Source organism: Amphritea sp. GJ51-11, from assembly GCF_055808735.1.
The window spans coordinates 1,626,910-1,642,937 of sequence record NZ_CM147881.1 but is presented as its reverse complement, the minus strand read 5'-3'; the positions used below and the strand labels follow the sequence as shown (position 1 = coordinate 1,642,937).

Genomic DNA, 16,028 nt, shown 5'->3' with positions numbered 1-16,028 from the left:
ATGTCCTCTTAAATCGACAATGTAAGCTTTCTAGGCTTAGAAGAATTCCGCGTAACGTTTGATTTCCCAGTCAGAAACATGCCGGCTGTAATCAATCCATTCTTCGCGTTTTGTTTTAATAAATTCAGCAACAACCTCGTTGCCTATCCGCTCCGCCAGCACCGTATCCGCCTCAAGTTCGTTGATCGCTTCATTCAGGCTCTGGGGTAAAATTTCGATACCTTTATCCAGACGTTCCTGTTCAGTCATGGTGTACAGGTTGATGTTCTCAGGAGTGCCGGGATCAAGTTCGCGTTCAATACCATCTAAGCCTGCGGCGATAATGGCGGCATGTACCAAGTAAGGATTACAACCAGAATCCGGCAGACGGAACTCAAGGCGACCATAAGGCACACGAATCATCGCTGTACGGTTGTTATCACCGTAAGCGATATAAGCAGGCGCCCAAGTCGCACCGGATGCAGAACCACCCACGACTAGACGTTTATAGGAGTTCACAGTCGGCGCAGCAAAGGCACACAATGCTTTAGCGTGATGCAGCAGGCCGGCGGTGAAGTGATACGCCATTTTAGATAAGCCCATGCCATTCACATCGCTATCATCACCGAACAGGTTACGTCCCTCTTCATCGGTAATCGACAGGTGGAAATGCATACCGTTGCCGGTGCGGTCGGATGCAGGCTTTGGCATAAAGGAGCAGACCATGCCCATATCATTGGCAATTTCACCGGCGGCCATACGGACAAAGGTGAAGCGATCGGCAGACTGCAATGCATCACCGTAGGTGTAATTGATCTCAAACTGACCGTTAGCATCTTCGTGATCGATCTGATAAACATCGAAATCGACGGCTTGTAGCGACTCAACCAGTGTTTCTAAAAATGCCCGTGAACGGGACAGGCCTTTATAGTCATAGCAAGGCTTATCCAATACATCGGTTTCATCAACGGTGACCAAACCACCGTTACTATCGCGTTCAAACAGATAAAACTCAGGCTCAAGCCCGGTATTCAAGGTCCAGCCTTTATCATCGAGTAGTTTTAACTGACGCTTCAGCACCACCCGGCTATCGTAAGGATGAGGTTCACCATTCACATAACCTTCACAGACAAGACGAGCATAGCCAGGCTGCCAAGGCACCGTCGACAGGGTGCTAAGATCACCGCGTGCCATAAAGTCAGGACCGTGTGGCTCCATACCCATACCGCTCACCGCGAAGCCCGCAAATCCAGCGCCCTTCTCAACCACATCCATCAAACAGTTTGCCGGCACCGATTTTGTCTTTGCCACCCCGTGGATATCAACAAACTGAGCCAACACATATTTAATGTCGTTATCCGCAATAAACTTCTCTGAATCCTGTGGCATGGTAGCCCTCCGTTTGATGCTGAGTTCTGCTCCGAGAGAGCAGATCCATATTTTCTTAACAGTAATTATTTATGATTATTAAGAAAGCAACGCCTGTGCCAGAAAAGTTCTTTTTAGGAATATTATTTTCCTCATAGGATAACTTATTGATTTTAAAGAAACTAGTAAAAAAAATTTCTTTGTGGGAATATATAAGCCATCAACATTCGCTACAGGCCGCATGGACAGGCGCACAACGCTGGTTCACGACGCCCCAAATAAGGGCAGATAAATGACAGAAAACAAAGGACAGAAGTTCGAGCTCGATCACTACATCGGCATGAAGGTCAAAAAAGCTCGCCTTGATGAGGGACTTAAAATTACCGATGTGGCACGGATATCCGGTATCAGCCAAGGCATGGTCAGTAAGATTGAAAACGCCCAGGTGTCCACCAGCCTAGAAACTCTCAGCCGTCTCTGCTCCACCTTAGGGTTACCCATTTCCAAGCTGTTTAACGATTTCGATCGCCCAGAAGGCGGTGCACAGTTCACCAAAGCGAATACCGGCTTGGAAGTGGTACGAAGAGGTACTGAGAAGGGTCACACCTATCAGTTGCTAACCTATCAACGTGGCGGTAAAAAATCCTTTGAGCCATTTCTAGTGACCATGGATGATCTATCCGAGGTGTTCCCCACCTTTTCACACCCCGGTGAAGAGTTTCTTCATTTACTCAGTGGCAAGATCGTCTATCGCCACGGTAATCATCTGTATGAGATGGAGCCCGGCGATAGCCTTACCTTTGATGCGGAGATTCCCCACGGCCCGGAAACCCTGTTAGAAGTGCCAATTAAGCTGCTATCTATTATTCACTATGAAGATAAGTCGTAGCACCGCTAAGGGTTAAACGCGATAGGTGCCTAAAACGACAACCGCCATCGATCAATCATCGATGGCGTTTTTTGAGGGGGTGTATATAGCGCTGATGGGTACCGCTATGAAGATCGCTTAATCAAATAAATACTGACAGGCCAAATAACGCCGTTGCTTTCTGATCGCTCAATTGTCGCCGATCAAATCACCTAACTCGTTTGCCGCATCACGCAGCAATGTTTCATATTGCAGTAACTCATCAAGGCTCTTTCGAAGTATTGGAGCGTGGGTAAACAAACAGGCAAACAAACGCCCCTTCTTGTCCTTAATCGGTACCGCCAAGGCCACCATGCCGTCGACAAACTCTTCGTTATCGATGCCACGCTCGAATTTAGCGGTTTCGGCCAACTCGGCTTCCAGTTGCAAAGGGTCGATCTGAGTATTACGAGCACGCTTTTCTAACGGTAGTTTTTTCAGAATACGCTGACGCTTATCTGCCGCTAAAGAGCTGAGATAAAGCTTACCACTGGCGGTGCACCAAATAGGGGTACGGCTACCGATCGGCAAGTTTATCTGTAACGGCCAGTTAGTTTGAATCCGGTCGTAGTAGATCATATCAATGCCATCGGGAATCGAAATACCGCAGGTTTCGCCTATTTGATCAGCTAAATCTTTAAGGATCGCTTTGCGCGGTGCTTTAAAACGGCTGGAATATAGAATACCTAACGCCATACTATGTAAACGGTCGGCGGGCAATAACTGTCCTCGCATATTGGTTTGTAAGAAACCACCCGCTTCTAATTGCTGTAGGAAACGATGCACACTCGGCTTAGGAATATCGAGTTGAAAAGCTAAATCCGCTGGACTCAATGGCCTCTCGGCGCAAGATACCGCTTCAATAATATCCAGAACACGAGCAATGGATGATCCTTTCTCCCGGCGCTGAGTCGTCATCGTTAATCCTCTTTTGTAAATGAAGTTACATTATAAGGGAATAAAACGGGCTGCGCCTCTACCGACAGTAGCGACGCAACCAAAAAGCCAACGCAATGGCAACGCTGGCAGTGCAAACTCAGATCATGTTGGCATAGAAAACAGCACGCCCTCACGAACACCAGCAGAAGGCCAACGCTGGGTTATGGTTTTACGCTTGGTATAGAAACGCACCGCATCTGGGCCGTAAGCATGCAGATCACCAAACAGGGAACGCTTCCAACCACCAAAGCTGTGATAAGCCACGGGAACCGGTAGAGGTACATTGATACCCACCATACCGACCTGAATGTTATCCGAGAAATAACGCGCCGCTTCACCATCTCGGGTAAAGATACAGGTGCCGTTACCATATTCATGGTCGTTAATCAGCTGCATCGCCTCATCCATGCTATTAACGCGCACCACTTGTAACACCGGCCCGAAAATCTCTTCCTTGTAACTTTGCATCTGCGGTGTCACACCATCAATCAATGTAGCGCCAACAAAGAAGCCCTGCTCATAGCCGGCCACCTGTGGATCGCGCCCATCGACAACAATTGATGCACCATCCTGTTCAGCGCTATCGATATAACCGGTGACTTTTTGCTGATGTTGACGGGTAATAACCGGTCCGAAATCGTTATCACTGTTACTGAAGGCGCCCACTTTCAACGACTGCATCGCCTCACGCATCCGGCTGATCAAAGCATCTGCAGCGGCATCACCCACGGCAACTGCCACCGATAACGCCATACAACGCTCACCGGATGAGCCAAAAGCAGCCCCAAGTAGCTGGTTAACGGCGTTATCCATATCCGCATCCGGCATGATAATCGCGTGGTTTTTAGCCCCGCCCAGTGCTTGACAACGCTTACCGTTGGCATTCGCGGTGCTATAGATATACTCAGCAATGGGCGTTGAACCCACAAAGCTGACCGCCTTAACCTGTGGAGCCTGTAGCAATGTATCAACGGCCACTTTATCGCCGTTAACCACGTTCATCACGCCATCTGGCAAGCCGGCCTCTTTTAACAGCTGGGCAATATACAGCGTTGATGATGGGTCCCGCTCAGAAGGTTTTAAGACAAAGGTGTTGCCGCAGGCAATCGCCATAGGGAACATCCATAATGGCACCATCGCCGGAAAGTTGAACGGGGTAATGCCGGCGACAACACCTAAGGGTTGAAACTCGCTCCAGGAGTCGATGCCCGGGCCAACATTACGGCTATGCTCCCCTTTAAGTAACTCGGGCACACCACACGCATACTCAACATTCTCAATGCCTCGCTGTAGCTCACCCATCGCATCATGGCTGATCTTGCCATGCTCTTCACCGATCAGTTGACAGATTTTTTCAGCATTGGCTTCCAGCAGTTCTTTAAACTTAAACATCACGCGAGCCCGCTTAATCGCCGGCGTATTACGCCATGCAGGGAACGCCGCAGCCGCACTCGCAATCGCTTGCTCAACAAGGTTTTTAGATGCCAAATCGACCGTTTTTTCGGCCATCCCCGTAGCCGGGTTAAAGACATCTTGGCAACGGTTGCCTTCAATTATTACTTCACCATTAATTAGGTGTCCGATAGTCGTCATCACTGCTTCCTCATACTTTAATACTTATCGTTATTTCAGTTTTAATCCGTCCGACAGCCCGGCTACCAGAGCTGCTTATACAGTTCGATAATCTCGTTGGCATCGGGGACTCTTGGATTGTTGTTTGGCGAACCGGAGGCCAGTGCCTGCTCAGCCATGACCGGCAACTGATCAAAGAAATGGCTTCGCTCAATACCAAACTGCTCTGGGGTTGGCACCGCCAACTCGTTGTTCAGTGCGTGCAGCTCATCGAGCAACTTGCCATTCGCCACTTCCGTGCTATCCAACGCTTCAGCGATACTCATCGCGCGGGCACAGTCGGCATAACGCTCAGGGGCTGAAGGCATTGAAAATGCGGTCACTGCCGGTAATAACATGGCATTGGATAGCCCGTGCGGCACATGAAAGAATGCACCAATCGGACGACTCATACCGTGAACCAGCGCCACCGAGGCATTAGAGAAAGCAATGCCCGCGAGAGTTGACCCCAGCATCATCGCTTCACGCGCCTCTTTATCTTGGCCATTGTGATAAGCCCGACGCAGATGAGGGCCGATGAGGCGCATCGCGGCGAGCGCTTGAGAATCGCTATAATGATTCGCTTTCTGACTCACATAAGCTTCAATCGCATGAGTCAGGGCATCGATACCGGTATCCGCGGTACTGCGTTGTGGCAAACTCAGGGTGAGATTAAAGTCCACAAGGGCAGCAACCGGCATAAAACCGATCCCCACACAGAGCATTTTTTCATCGCAAGTTTCATCGGTAATAATGGTGAACTTAGTTACTTCTGATCCTGTACCGGCCGTCGTTGGAATGGCGATAATCGGCAAGCCAGGATCATTAACGATACGGGGGAACTTATAATCCCGCATCGTCCCACCCTGCTTGCCCAAAATGGCGATCGCCTTAGCGCTATCGATCGGACTGCCACCACCGATGGCGATAATGGCATCATAATCCCCTTCGCGGACCTGACTGACCCCAGCCATAATTGACTGTACCGTTGGTTCAGGCACGGTGTCATCGAACACATCACAGTAGATCATATGGTTAAACAACAGCGTTTCGATAGTGCTAACATAACCTAAGCCAACCATCACCTTATCGGTAACAATCAACGGTTTCTTACAACCTAAGCTGGCCAATACATTAGGTATTTCAAGGCTGGCATCAGCGCCAACCTGCATGATCCGAGGCAGAATAACTTGAGTAGACATTGCAGCTCCTATTTTTCCGATTATGAGAGAAAACAAAGACTCGAGATTTAAAAATCCCATCACTGATTTCCCCAAGTGTTATTACGAGTACGCGACAGCAGGTAGCCAGGTAACGATGCCCTGCCAGTAAAAGACGATGGCTAAACCTAGCAACTGAATTAAGATAAAGGGCACTACACCCCGGTAGATATGGCCCAGATTAATACCTTCCGGTGCCACACCTTTGAGATAGAACAGTGCAAAACCCACCGGCGGCGTGAGGAAAGAGGTTTGTAAACAAACAGCAAACAGTATGGTGAACCACACCAGATCAAAACCTAACCCCGCTACCACAGGCGCAACCAATGGCAAAATAATCAAGGTGAGTTCGATCCAATCGAGGAAGAATCCAAGAATAAAAGTCACCAGCAGAATACAAATCACGATGCCGGTGGGGCCGAATGGTAAGCCGGTTAATGCACTCTCGATCAGCTCATCACCACCCAGTCCTCGGAACACCAGTGAAAACGCCGTTGCTCCGAGTAACAGCGCAAAAATAAATGAGGTAGTCTTGGTGGTTTCCCGCCCCACATCCCGTAGCACTTTCAGACTCAGGCGTTTTTTACTCAACGCCAACAGAGTGGCACCCAAGGCACCTACGCCAGACGCTTCTGTCGGTGTTGCTATACCGAAAAAGATCGATCCTAAGACCGCCATAATCAGCCCAGCAGTCGGCAACACCGCCCACAACACATTAAATACAACCCGCATCGATAGTGATTCAGTCCCCTTCGGTACCGGTGCCGCTTGTGGCCGTAGAAAGGCATAAATCATGATATAGCTGACATAGAGCCCGGCCAGCAGTAACCCTGGGAATAACGCCCCAAGAAATAGATCGCCAACCGACAGGCCAATACGGTCCCCCATCATCACCAACATAATGCTCGGCGGGATCAGAATGCCTAGGGTGCCGGTCGAACACACCGTGCCGCATGCCAGCTCCTTGCTATAGCCTTCGCGAAGCATTAATGGCACACCTAAAACAGCCAGCAATACCACCGAAGCACCGATAATGCCCGTGGACGCCGCCAATAAGAGACCCACAAAGGTCACGGTGACCGCCAGACCACCCCGGACTTTGCCAAACAAGCGAGCCAGATTACTCATCAGGTCTTCAGCCACACCGGAGCGATCCAGCATCAATCCCATAAAGACAAACATCGGCAGGGCCACTAGCACCCAGTTGGTCATAACGGCCCACATCCGCGGAACCACGATAGAGACATAGTTCCAGTCCACCCCGATAAAGGCGTCGAACCAGAGATCCATCAACATTGCTAACGCGGCAAAGATAATAGCGACACCGCCCAAGACCCAAGCGACAGGGAAACCGCTGAACAGAAAGGCGATAAAACAACCGAACATGGTCATGGCAAGAATTTCATTAATTTCCATAACGCTCTCCTAAACCTTATTCTGAGTTGCCGTAGCCGCCGGCCCGGACATAAACAACAGGGCCACGACCCGCGAGAAGCGCGCTACGACCGCTAGCGCTAACAGCACAAAGCCAATTAACAGTACCGCTTTAATCGCCCAGCGATACGGCAGACCACCGGGGGCGGCAGAGACTTCGCCTAGCTCCCACGAATAGCTGATAAAGGGAATGACATACCAGAGCACAACCACCAGAAACGGTGTCAGCAGAAAGAGGATGCCGAAGAACTCAACCCAAGCCTGTTTTTTAAGCGACATCCGGTCATGAAACAGATCGACACGAACATGGTCATCAGCGACATAGCAGTAGGACAAACCGACTAGCCAGCCCACCGCATAGAGATGCCATTGCAGCTCTTCAAACTCGATTCGGCCTTCGCTGAGTACATAACGCATCAGCACATTGAGAATAATCACCGCCATTAATACCAACCACGTCCAAGAGAACAGGTGACCAATCCCTTTAATCAGACGATCAATTGCACAAGAGAGAGAGGTTTTCGGTAGTTCGGTATGGTGCGTCAATTGGTCCAACCCAAGGTGATCCATTGGCACATTATTTGATTCAGATTCCATGATGCCCTCTGAGATCTATTTTATTGTTATTGTTTTTAGGCAAACGCTCCCTAACCCACGCCCTAAGGGCGCGGGAGGAGAGATGATCTGTTGCCAGATCAGTTACGCAGTAAGAGACTCACTAAGAAGGTTAAATCGCTTATAAATCACTTGGCAGGTAAGCCAGTTTTTTCCACGCTTTGTATTCATCAACAAAGGCTTGTTGTGATTCATAAATGGTTTTGAAGTCAGCATCGTTAGCTGAGATTTCAGCCATTACTTCGCCGGTGAGTTTTTTCAGATCTTTCAGCATATCGGTATTGATGCTTCTCGCGGTAACACCCTTTTCCGGATAGGTCGCCAGCACTTTACCTTGTAACGCTTCACCCCGTGTCAGCGCACGGAAGGTGCCTGCGGTACAGGCCATATCGATAGTTGCTTTATTGGCATCGCTCAAACCGTTCCAAGTATCTTTATTGATGACCAGATGAGACGCGGTAAATGTTTGATGCCAGCCCGGAAAGTAGTTGTTCTTAGCCACTTTATCGAAGCCCATCAACTGATCAATCGCCGGCATAGAAAATTCAGAGGCATCGATCGCCCCCTTCTCAAGCGCGGGGAAGATCTCACCTCCGGGAATAACCGTCACAGAAGCACCGGCACGTTGGAGCACCTTGCCACCAATACCGGCAAAGCGGATTTTCAGACCTTTCAGGTCTTCCATAGAGTTAATTTCTTTTCGGAACCAGCCCGCAGTCTCCGGTCCAATCACACTGCAAAGTACAGGATGAACGTTATGCTTGGCATACAGGTTTTCCGCCAGCTGCTTACCCTCACCCTCATACCACCAGGTCGCATACTCCCAGGGCGCCATGCCGAAAGGCACTGCCGCCAGCAGCGCTGCCGCCGGGATCTTACCTTGATCGTAGCCAAGCCAGGTGTAACCGGCATTCAGCTGTTTATTTTTGATCGCCTCGGTAATACCAAACGGCGGTACGAGCTTACCCGGCTCATAGACTTTGAACTGGATATCACCACCACTGGCAGCCTTGATCTGCTCAGCAACCTGAGTAATAGGATCACCTAGGGCAGGCAAATGAGTGCCAAATACCGCTTGGACTTTCCAGCGAATCTTGTCATCGGCAGCGAAGCTTGTGGAGGTTGTTGCCGTCATCAACAGGGAAGCGGCGGCGGTCGTGATCAGGCCGTTCTTAAGCGACTTTGCGAAACGTTGCATCAGTAATTCCTCTTCAGGTCTTTCAGACTTTGTGTCCGAATAATTGTTGTTATTTTTAAGCGAATTGTCATATCGATACGATATGTATCATTATACGAGGATTAAATTTAGTCAACGTTAAATTAACTTAATTGATACGTATCGTATCAATATAAATAAAAATGTCGGCTAAAAAGCCCGATTGGCGCGACTTTCAGCCCTGACCGCCAGCAAAAAATAATTTTTTATGAGCCTGTGATTTTTATAGCCATTAGTGCTTATGAGAGGAATAAAGACTGAGCAGGAAACACAATGGATAGACAAACCACTAACTGAAAAGCGCTTAAACAATGAGGCTGATACATCATGATGGAAAGAAAAGAGCGTTAAAATCGATAAACCAGCCCCTCTTTGCTGGCGCCAGAACCCGCCGATAGTCCATAAAAAAACCACCGACCTTGATGTAAGACCGATGGTTTTTAAAGAGTGAATACTTATCCCTTGATTATCGGGATAACCCTCCAGGTGTTATCACTTACCCGAGGTAAATTCAGGATAGGCCTCCATACCACATTCGTACACATCCATACCTTCCATCTCTTCCTCTTCGCTGGCTCGTAGACCGATCGTCGCCTTAATGATCAACAAGACAATGAAGGATGCTATAAACATCCATGCAAAGGTAACGACGGTACCGGTTAACTGTCCCATAAAGGTTGCATCCGAGTTGCTAATCAGTACCGCGAAGATACCCCAGATACCAGCAGCCCCATGCACAGAGATTGCACCAACAGGGTCATCTAGTTTCAATTTATCCAATCCCAATACCGAGAGCACCACCACTAAACCACCAACACCGCCGATAAGCGAAGCGGTGCCAGCATCGGGCGCCAAAGGCTCCGCCGTAATAGCCACCAAACCGGCCAGCGCACCATTAATCGTCATGGTTAAATCGGTTTTACCAAATAAGAAGCGAGCAAACAGCGCTGCGACAACCATACCGGCAGCCGCTGCCGCATTGGTGTTAACAAAGATTTTCGCCACCGCATTAGCTTCTTCAACATTGGCGATTTTAAGTTCAGAACCGCCATTAAAACCAAACCAACCCATCCACAGGATAAACATACCCAAGGTTGCCATCGGCAGGTTAGCACCGGGAATTGCACGTACTTCACCGTTCGGACCATAACGTCCTTTACGTGGCCCCACTAAGATAACCGCCGCCAGTGCCGCAGCTGCACCGGCCATATGTACCACAACAGAGCCTGCAAAATCTTGGAAGCCAAGCTCGTCAAGGAAACCACCGCCCCACTTCCAGTAACCCTCAACTGGGTAGATGACAGACACCATCACCACCGCAAAAATCAGAAATGGCCAAAGGCGCATCCGCTCAGCCACCGCACCCGAGACAATCGACATGGTCGCCGCGGCAAACACCGCTTGGAAGATAAAGTCAGCCATACTGGAGTAGTACGGCGCATCATCACCACCGGCAACCACTGACTCAGTCGTATTATCCCCGCCCAGTAAGAAATCTAAACCTGGAATAAACGAATTCACCGGATTAGCAGGATACATAACGTTGTAGCCTACAACGAGATAAGCAACACAGGCGATGCCATATAACAGTGCGTTTTTATTCAATATTTCAACGGTGTTCTTACTACGCACAAGCCCTGCTTCGAGCATGGCGAAACCTGCCGCCATCCACATAACCAGCACCGTACACATTAAAAAATAAAATGTGTCGAGTGCGTATGAAAGTTCAATCGGTAGATTACTCATCTGTTTCTCCTACAATGCAAAAACACCGGATTCACCGGTGCGAATTCTAAAAACTTGTTCCAACTCTGAAATAAACAACTTACCGTCGCCATAACGTCCGGTCTTAGCGATAACCGACACCGCATCAATCGCCTGTTCTATCAGCGCATCATCAACTGCCACTTCCAGCTTTATCTTGGAGGCAAAATCAATATGAGACGCCGTGCCTCGATACAGCTCTGTGCGTCGCTGTTGATGTCCATAACCCATCACTTCAGTGACCGTAAGACCGTTCACACCGATAGACTGCAAGGACTGCCTCACCTCTTCCAGAATATGCGGCCTGATCATGGCTGCTAATAGTTTCATTTGACCTCCAAACCCATGACGAGAATAAAATATTCTTAATAGGAATATGTAAGATTCGTGCCAACATATTTTTATCTATATAATTCATATAGTTAAAACAATAATCGAGCATTTACGCCGCTAAGCGCGCACTCTAATGAAGCACAGTGCTTGCTATGCACCGATAAACACCACCCTATCGGGCACACATCATCAACAACATTAAAAAGGTAAAAAAAACCAGCGACATCGGAGGAGATGCCACTGGTTTTTGGGGGAATAGATGGCTGAATCACGCCGCCGTGATATCGCTTCAGGGCAGTAAAAAGTTCTTATGCTGATTCAGATTCGAGGTGGATACCGACTGGTCTTTCAGTGCCACGCCGGAGGTGCCTAAACACATGGATTGATCAATTAACCAGATCAACTTATCGCAGGCGGCGTCAATACTCATGCCTGCGGGACGCACGTTGGAAATACAGTTGCGCCGGGCGTCGGTCAAGCCAGCCTGAGGTTGATAGGTATAATAGATCCCTAAACTGTCGGGGGAACTTAAGCCTGGCCGCTCGCCGATCAACACAATCAACAACTCAGCCCCCAAGGATTCACCAACCTCATCACCCACCGCCACTCGTCCCTGCATCACGATGGATACCGGGGCAATACTGAATCCGCGGCTTGTAAGGCGGTTTAGCACCGCCTCGGCCATGGCGGCCCCATGATGTTGCACGGCCATCGATGACAGGCCATCAGCGATCACCAGTGACACCTTTACACGGCCCTGCTGTTGTCGGTATTGCTGGAGTCGTTTGATGGCGGCTTGGTCTAAACGTCGCCCTAAATCAGGCCGTTGTAGGTATTCGCTGCGATCAGCCGCTTGGCTGTGAAGTAATAACGTATCATAGCCCACTGCCTGCAACTGCTCCGTCAGCCGCTCGGTTTGCAAGGCAACATGCACCGCATCCCGCGCGCTAGCATGATCCATCTGAAATGCTAGAAGAGCCTCAGTCGGCAGACTCACACCGCTGCGCCCTTGCGCGATACGGGCGTCGGTATAGCGCCGTAATGACTGCCAGGGATTAGCGATAACCGAGTTATTTGTCTCTGCATTCATTGCGCGGGGTTGGCTCTTTTCACTCATGATTAAACTCTTTGTTAAGTGACACTGATCATGGACGGGCATCATACTCGGGAGTCTTACTGATCAGCAACGTTATAACGACGTCAACAGCCCGCTAAATCGATCGGGCATGCGCACCGCTAACTTACCCGATGGCTGAGTAATCCCCACCTGTTGTAACCAGTGTTCGAATTCCGGTGCAGGCCGCAGCCCCATCACCTCACGAATATAGAGTGCATCATGAAACGAAGTGGTCTGATAATTCAGCATAATGTCATCGCCTCCCGGTATGCCCATGATGAAATTAATACCGGCCACCGCCATCTGCGTCAGCAACATATCCATATCATCCTGATCCGCTTGGGCGTGATTGGTGTAACAGATATCACAACCCATCGGCAGGCCTAACAATTTGCCGCAAAAATGATCTTCCAATCCAGCACGGATAATCTGCTTACCGTCATAAAGGTATTCTGGGCCGATAAAGCCCACCACCGTATTCACCAACAAAGGATCAAAGTGGCGGGCCACACCGTAAGCTCGCACCTCACAGGTCTGCTGATCGACTCCATGATGGGCGTTGGCCGACAACGCACTGCCTTGGCCGGTTTCAAAATACATCACGTTATTGCCGACACTGCCGCGATTAAGCTCCCGGGCCGCTTGATTGGCTTCGGTTAACAATGCCAGATTAATACCAAAACTCTCGTTGGCCGCTTGGGTGCCGGCAATCGACTGAAACACCAGATCGATCGGCACGCCTCGGTTGATCGCCTCAATTTGATTCGTTACATGAGTCAACACACAGGACTGCGTAGGGATCTCATAATGCTGGATAATATCGTCCAACATTTTCAGTAGTTCAGTGACCGCCGCATAGTTATCGGTCGCCGGATTAATACCGATCACCGCATCACCACTGCCATACATTAAGCCATCGAGAATACTGGCGGCCACCCCAGCCGGATCATCCACCGGATGATTGGGCTGTAAGCGAGTCGATAGCACCCCCTTACCACCGAGCGAATTACGAAAAGCGGTTTCGTTTCGACACTTAGAGGCGACTAGAATCAGATCCTGGACCCGCATCAATTTCGACACCGCCGCCACCATTTCAGGCGTTAAACCCGGCGATAACTGTTTCAAGCTATCGCTGCTCGCCTGATCCGATAGTAACCAGTTACGAAAATCCCCTACCGTCAAATGGGAAACCGGGGCAAATGCAACCGGATCATGACTATCAACGATTAACCGACTGATTTCGTCGATCTCAGGTGGAATCACCTGCTCATTTAAAAAGACCTTCAGGGGTAGATCCGCCAAAGCGATCTGTGCCGCCACTCGCTCTCGTGCCGACCCTGCCGCCAGCCCCGCTAGACAATCACCGGAACGTAACGGTGTCGCCTTAGCCAACAGTGTTTTAAGATCTTCAAACTGCCAGCGCTGCTGGCCTGCTGTGGCGGAATAAACGGTCATAATACGACGAACTCCACAAAGGTCGTTTTAAATAAACAATGAACAACGCATGTTATAAAAAATAAGTTCCGGAGCAGTGAGTACCACTCCGGAACAGGTTTCGTCCTATCGTAACACGACAGGACTAATCACTACTTATAATCGATATAGGTGTGATTTTCGTGCAGCACGCTGGCCAACACTGCACCTGCCGTAGCAAGAACAGCCAAACCCAGAATAAGCATCATAGCGGTTGGGCTATCCGCAAAGGTAAAGTACGCTTCTGCGCCTTCCCAACTAGTAATAGGACTTGAATTCATAGTCGTTCTCCTTAAGCCGTTGCAGTGGCTGTTACTTTAGTAGCCGGTATTTCAGATGAATATGCTGGCACTGATTCTGGATAAGCTTCCAGAGGTACTTCAACAATATCCAGACCCATCTCTTCCGCTTTAGGTGGTACACGTAGGAAGTTCACTTTCGCCATTACCCAAGACAGACCATAGCCTGGCACGAAGCCGAGTAGAGCCATGACACCGGCACTCATTAGCTGACCTGTGAATGAAACGTCAGGCGCACCTTCGATAACATTCGGGAAACCGCTGGCGAAGATACCTAGACCGATAATACCGATCAGACCGCCCACACCGTGAACCGCAAATGCACCTACTGCATCATCAACCTTAAACTTATTGGTGATGAACTTGTCCGCTAATGGCGCAACAACACCGCCGGTAATACCTAGCAGGAACGCTAGTGGTGGGTAATAAAGATCCAGACCTGGCGCCGCAGAGAAGATACCCGCCAGTGCACCGGACATCATCCAGAAAGGCTGACGAGTAACAAAGTAAGCACCAATAATACCGCCGGAGAAAGCCATCAGTGTATTGAAGCTAACTGCTGACAAGGTAACAGGCGTACCGAAGATAGTCGTCCATTGAGCGCTACCGGCATAGATGATACAGCCGCCGAGGAAACCGAAGAAACCAACAATGATCAGCATCAGACCGATAATGGTCATCGGCATACTATGACCTTTAATATCAACCGGCGTACCATCCGCAAGGAAGCGACCGATACGTGGCCCAAGGTTAATGGTGACACCCAGCGCAAAGAAGCCAGCAACCATATGTACGCAACCTGCTGCGCCAAAGTCATGGAAGCCCCACTCAACGGTCAACCAACCAGTTGGATGCCAGCCCCAGGCCGCGCCCAGAATCCAAACAACTGAACCGAGAATGATCGCCAGAATCAGGAAAGAGCTCATGCGAATCCGCTCAATCACCGCACCGGAGAAAATTGATGCGGTGGTTGCCGCAAAGAGGACAAAAGCACCCCAGAAGATACCACTCGCATTATCGGCTAGGTTCGGCCCCATATTCAAAGACCAAGGCAGACCTGCTGCACCCGCTTCATAATCGGGCGTGAAACCGTTGTACATGGCTAGATAGATCCACCAGCCGAAAAAGAAGAAGGTCGGAATAATAAAGGCGAATGCCAGAATGTTTTTCACACCAGATGCCAGGGCATTTTTCAGGCGTGAAGCACCCATCTCATACGCCAAAAAGCCTGCATGGATAATTATCATTAAACCGGTACACCACCAATAGAATACTTCCATATTGATGGTGCCCGTCATCTCTATCAGAGTTTGTAACTCTGCTAATGTAGGGGCTGTCTGCTCCATTTTGGGAAACCTCTCATCTGTTAAATTTTCTATTGCACAATCGTTTAGAACTGCGATTTAAGCCGTTAAATTTTATTTATCGTTGGTAAACTTTATTTCCCTTCAGGAAATGCATTTTTTATACCACCAGCAATATTTATTATTTAATATCAGTGAGTTAAATAATAAAAACCACTAATTACTCTCTCTTCCTCATCTTTTTATTGACCTTAAATGATGCACCGCACCAAAAAGAGTCTAAATCAGTCGTCACCCTTACATAGGTAATAGGGCTAACCTTGATGGCGTAAATCATAATGACCATCATTGCCTACGCTAAAAACGGATAACTCATCACCGACCCTCTTCGATTACAGGCATCCCCCTTTGAATTAACACCCATCATCCGCGGATGATGAGCGTCCAAA

The 16,028-nt window shown here is 49.2% G+C and carries 14 protein-coding genes; 1 reads left to right on the top strand and 13 read right to left on the bottom strand.

Annotated features, from left to right (window positions below; translation table 11 throughout):
- Nucleotides 1–36 precede the first annotated feature (36 nt).
- Nucleotides 37–1,368 carry a type III glutamate--ammonia ligase gene (gene glnT / locus AC0L4K_RS07140; protein WP_417225455.1) on the bottom strand — a complete coding sequence of 444 codons (1,332 nt, stop codon included), beginning with the start codon at nt 1,366–1,368 and terminating at the stop codon, nt 37–39.
- Nucleotides 1,369–1,639: 271 nt separating this feature from the next.
- Here glnT and AC0L4K_RS07135 point away from each other — a divergent pair, with 271 nt between their 5' ends.
- Nucleotides 1,640–2,236, top strand: coding sequence for a helix-turn-helix domain-containing protein (locus AC0L4K_RS07135; protein WP_473268762.1), 597 nt, complete (start codon nt 1,640–1,642; stop codon nt 2,234–2,236).
- 168 nt (nt 2,237–2,404) lie between these two features.
- On the opposite strand, the gene AC0L4K_RS07130 is transcribed toward AC0L4K_RS07135, so the two are convergent.
- The 12 genes from AC0L4K_RS07130 to AC0L4K_RS07075 form a co-directional block, all read right to left on the bottom strand.
- Nucleotides 2,405–3,172 (bottom strand): IclR family transcriptional regulator, encoded by a 768-nt coding sequence (locus AC0L4K_RS07130; protein WP_417225451.1) that lies wholly within the window; start codon nt 3,170–3,172, stop codon nt 2,405–2,407.
- Between the two features lie 123 nt (nt 3,173–3,295).
- A complete protein-coding gene (locus AC0L4K_RS07125) occupies nt 3,296–4,786 on the bottom strand; it encodes a CoA-acylating methylmalonate-semialdehyde dehydrogenase (protein ID WP_417225449.1) in 1,491 nt (496 codons plus the stop codon).
- Between the two features lie 62 nt (nt 4,787–4,848).
- Nucleotides 4,849–6,006, bottom strand: coding sequence for an iron-containing alcohol dehydrogenase (locus AC0L4K_RS07120; protein WP_473268761.1), 1,158 nt, complete (start codon nt 6,004–6,006; stop codon nt 4,849–4,851).
- 81 nt (nt 6,007–6,087) lie between these two features.
- Nucleotides 6,088–7,440, bottom strand: coding sequence for a TRAP transporter large permease (locus tag AC0L4K_RS07115; protein ID WP_473268760.1), 1,353 nt, complete (start codon nt 7,438–7,440; stop codon nt 6,088–6,090).
- Nucleotides 7,441–7,449: 9 nt separating this feature from the next.
- Nucleotides 7,450–8,055, bottom strand: coding sequence for a TRAP transporter small permease subunit (locus tag AC0L4K_RS07110; RefSeq protein ID WP_473268759.1), 606 nt, complete (start codon nt 8,053–8,055; stop codon nt 7,450–7,452).
- 139 nt (nt 8,056–8,194) lie between these two features.
- Nucleotides 8,195–9,271, bottom strand: coding sequence for a TRAP transporter substrate-binding protein (locus AC0L4K_RS07105; protein WP_417225442.1), 1,077 nt, complete (start codon nt 9,269–9,271; stop codon nt 8,195–8,197).
- A gap of 510 nt (nt 9,272–9,781) precedes the next feature.
- Complete coding sequence (locus tag AC0L4K_RS07100; RefSeq protein ID WP_417225440.1) at nt 9,782–11,035, bottom strand: ammonium transporter; 1,254 nt, start codon at nt 11,033–11,035, stop codon at nt 9,782–9,784.
- 9 nt (nt 11,036–11,044) lie between these two features.
- Complete coding sequence (locus AC0L4K_RS07095; RefSeq protein ID WP_417225439.1) at nt 11,045–11,383, bottom strand: P-II family nitrogen regulator; 339 nt, start codon at nt 11,381–11,383, stop codon at nt 11,045–11,047.
- Nucleotides 11,384–11,675: 292 nt separating this feature from the next.
- Nucleotides 11,676–12,503 (bottom strand): ethanolamine ammonia-lyase subunit EutC, encoded by an 828-nt coding sequence (gene eutC, locus AC0L4K_RS07090; protein WP_473268757.1) that lies wholly within the window; start codon nt 12,501–12,503, stop codon nt 11,676–11,678.
- A gap of 72 nt (nt 12,504–12,575) precedes the next feature.
- Nucleotides 12,576–13,958, bottom strand: coding sequence for an ethanolamine ammonia-lyase subunit EutB (locus AC0L4K_RS07085; RefSeq protein ID WP_473268756.1), 1,383 nt, complete (start codon nt 13,956–13,958; stop codon nt 12,576–12,578).
- Between the two features lie 131 nt (nt 13,959–14,089).
- Nucleotides 14,090–14,257 (bottom strand): hypothetical protein, encoded by a 168-nt coding sequence (locus AC0L4K_RS07080; RefSeq protein ID WP_417225433.1) that lies wholly within the window; start codon nt 14,255–14,257, stop codon nt 14,090–14,092.
- An 11-nt stretch (nt 14,258–14,268) separates the two neighbouring features.
- Nucleotides 14,269–15,621, bottom strand: a complete 1,353-nt coding sequence (locus tag AC0L4K_RS07075; RefSeq protein ID WP_417225431.1) for an ammonium transporter — start codon at nt 15,619–15,621, stop codon at nt 14,269–14,271.
- Between the last annotated feature and the right edge of the window lie 407 nt (nt 15,622–16,028).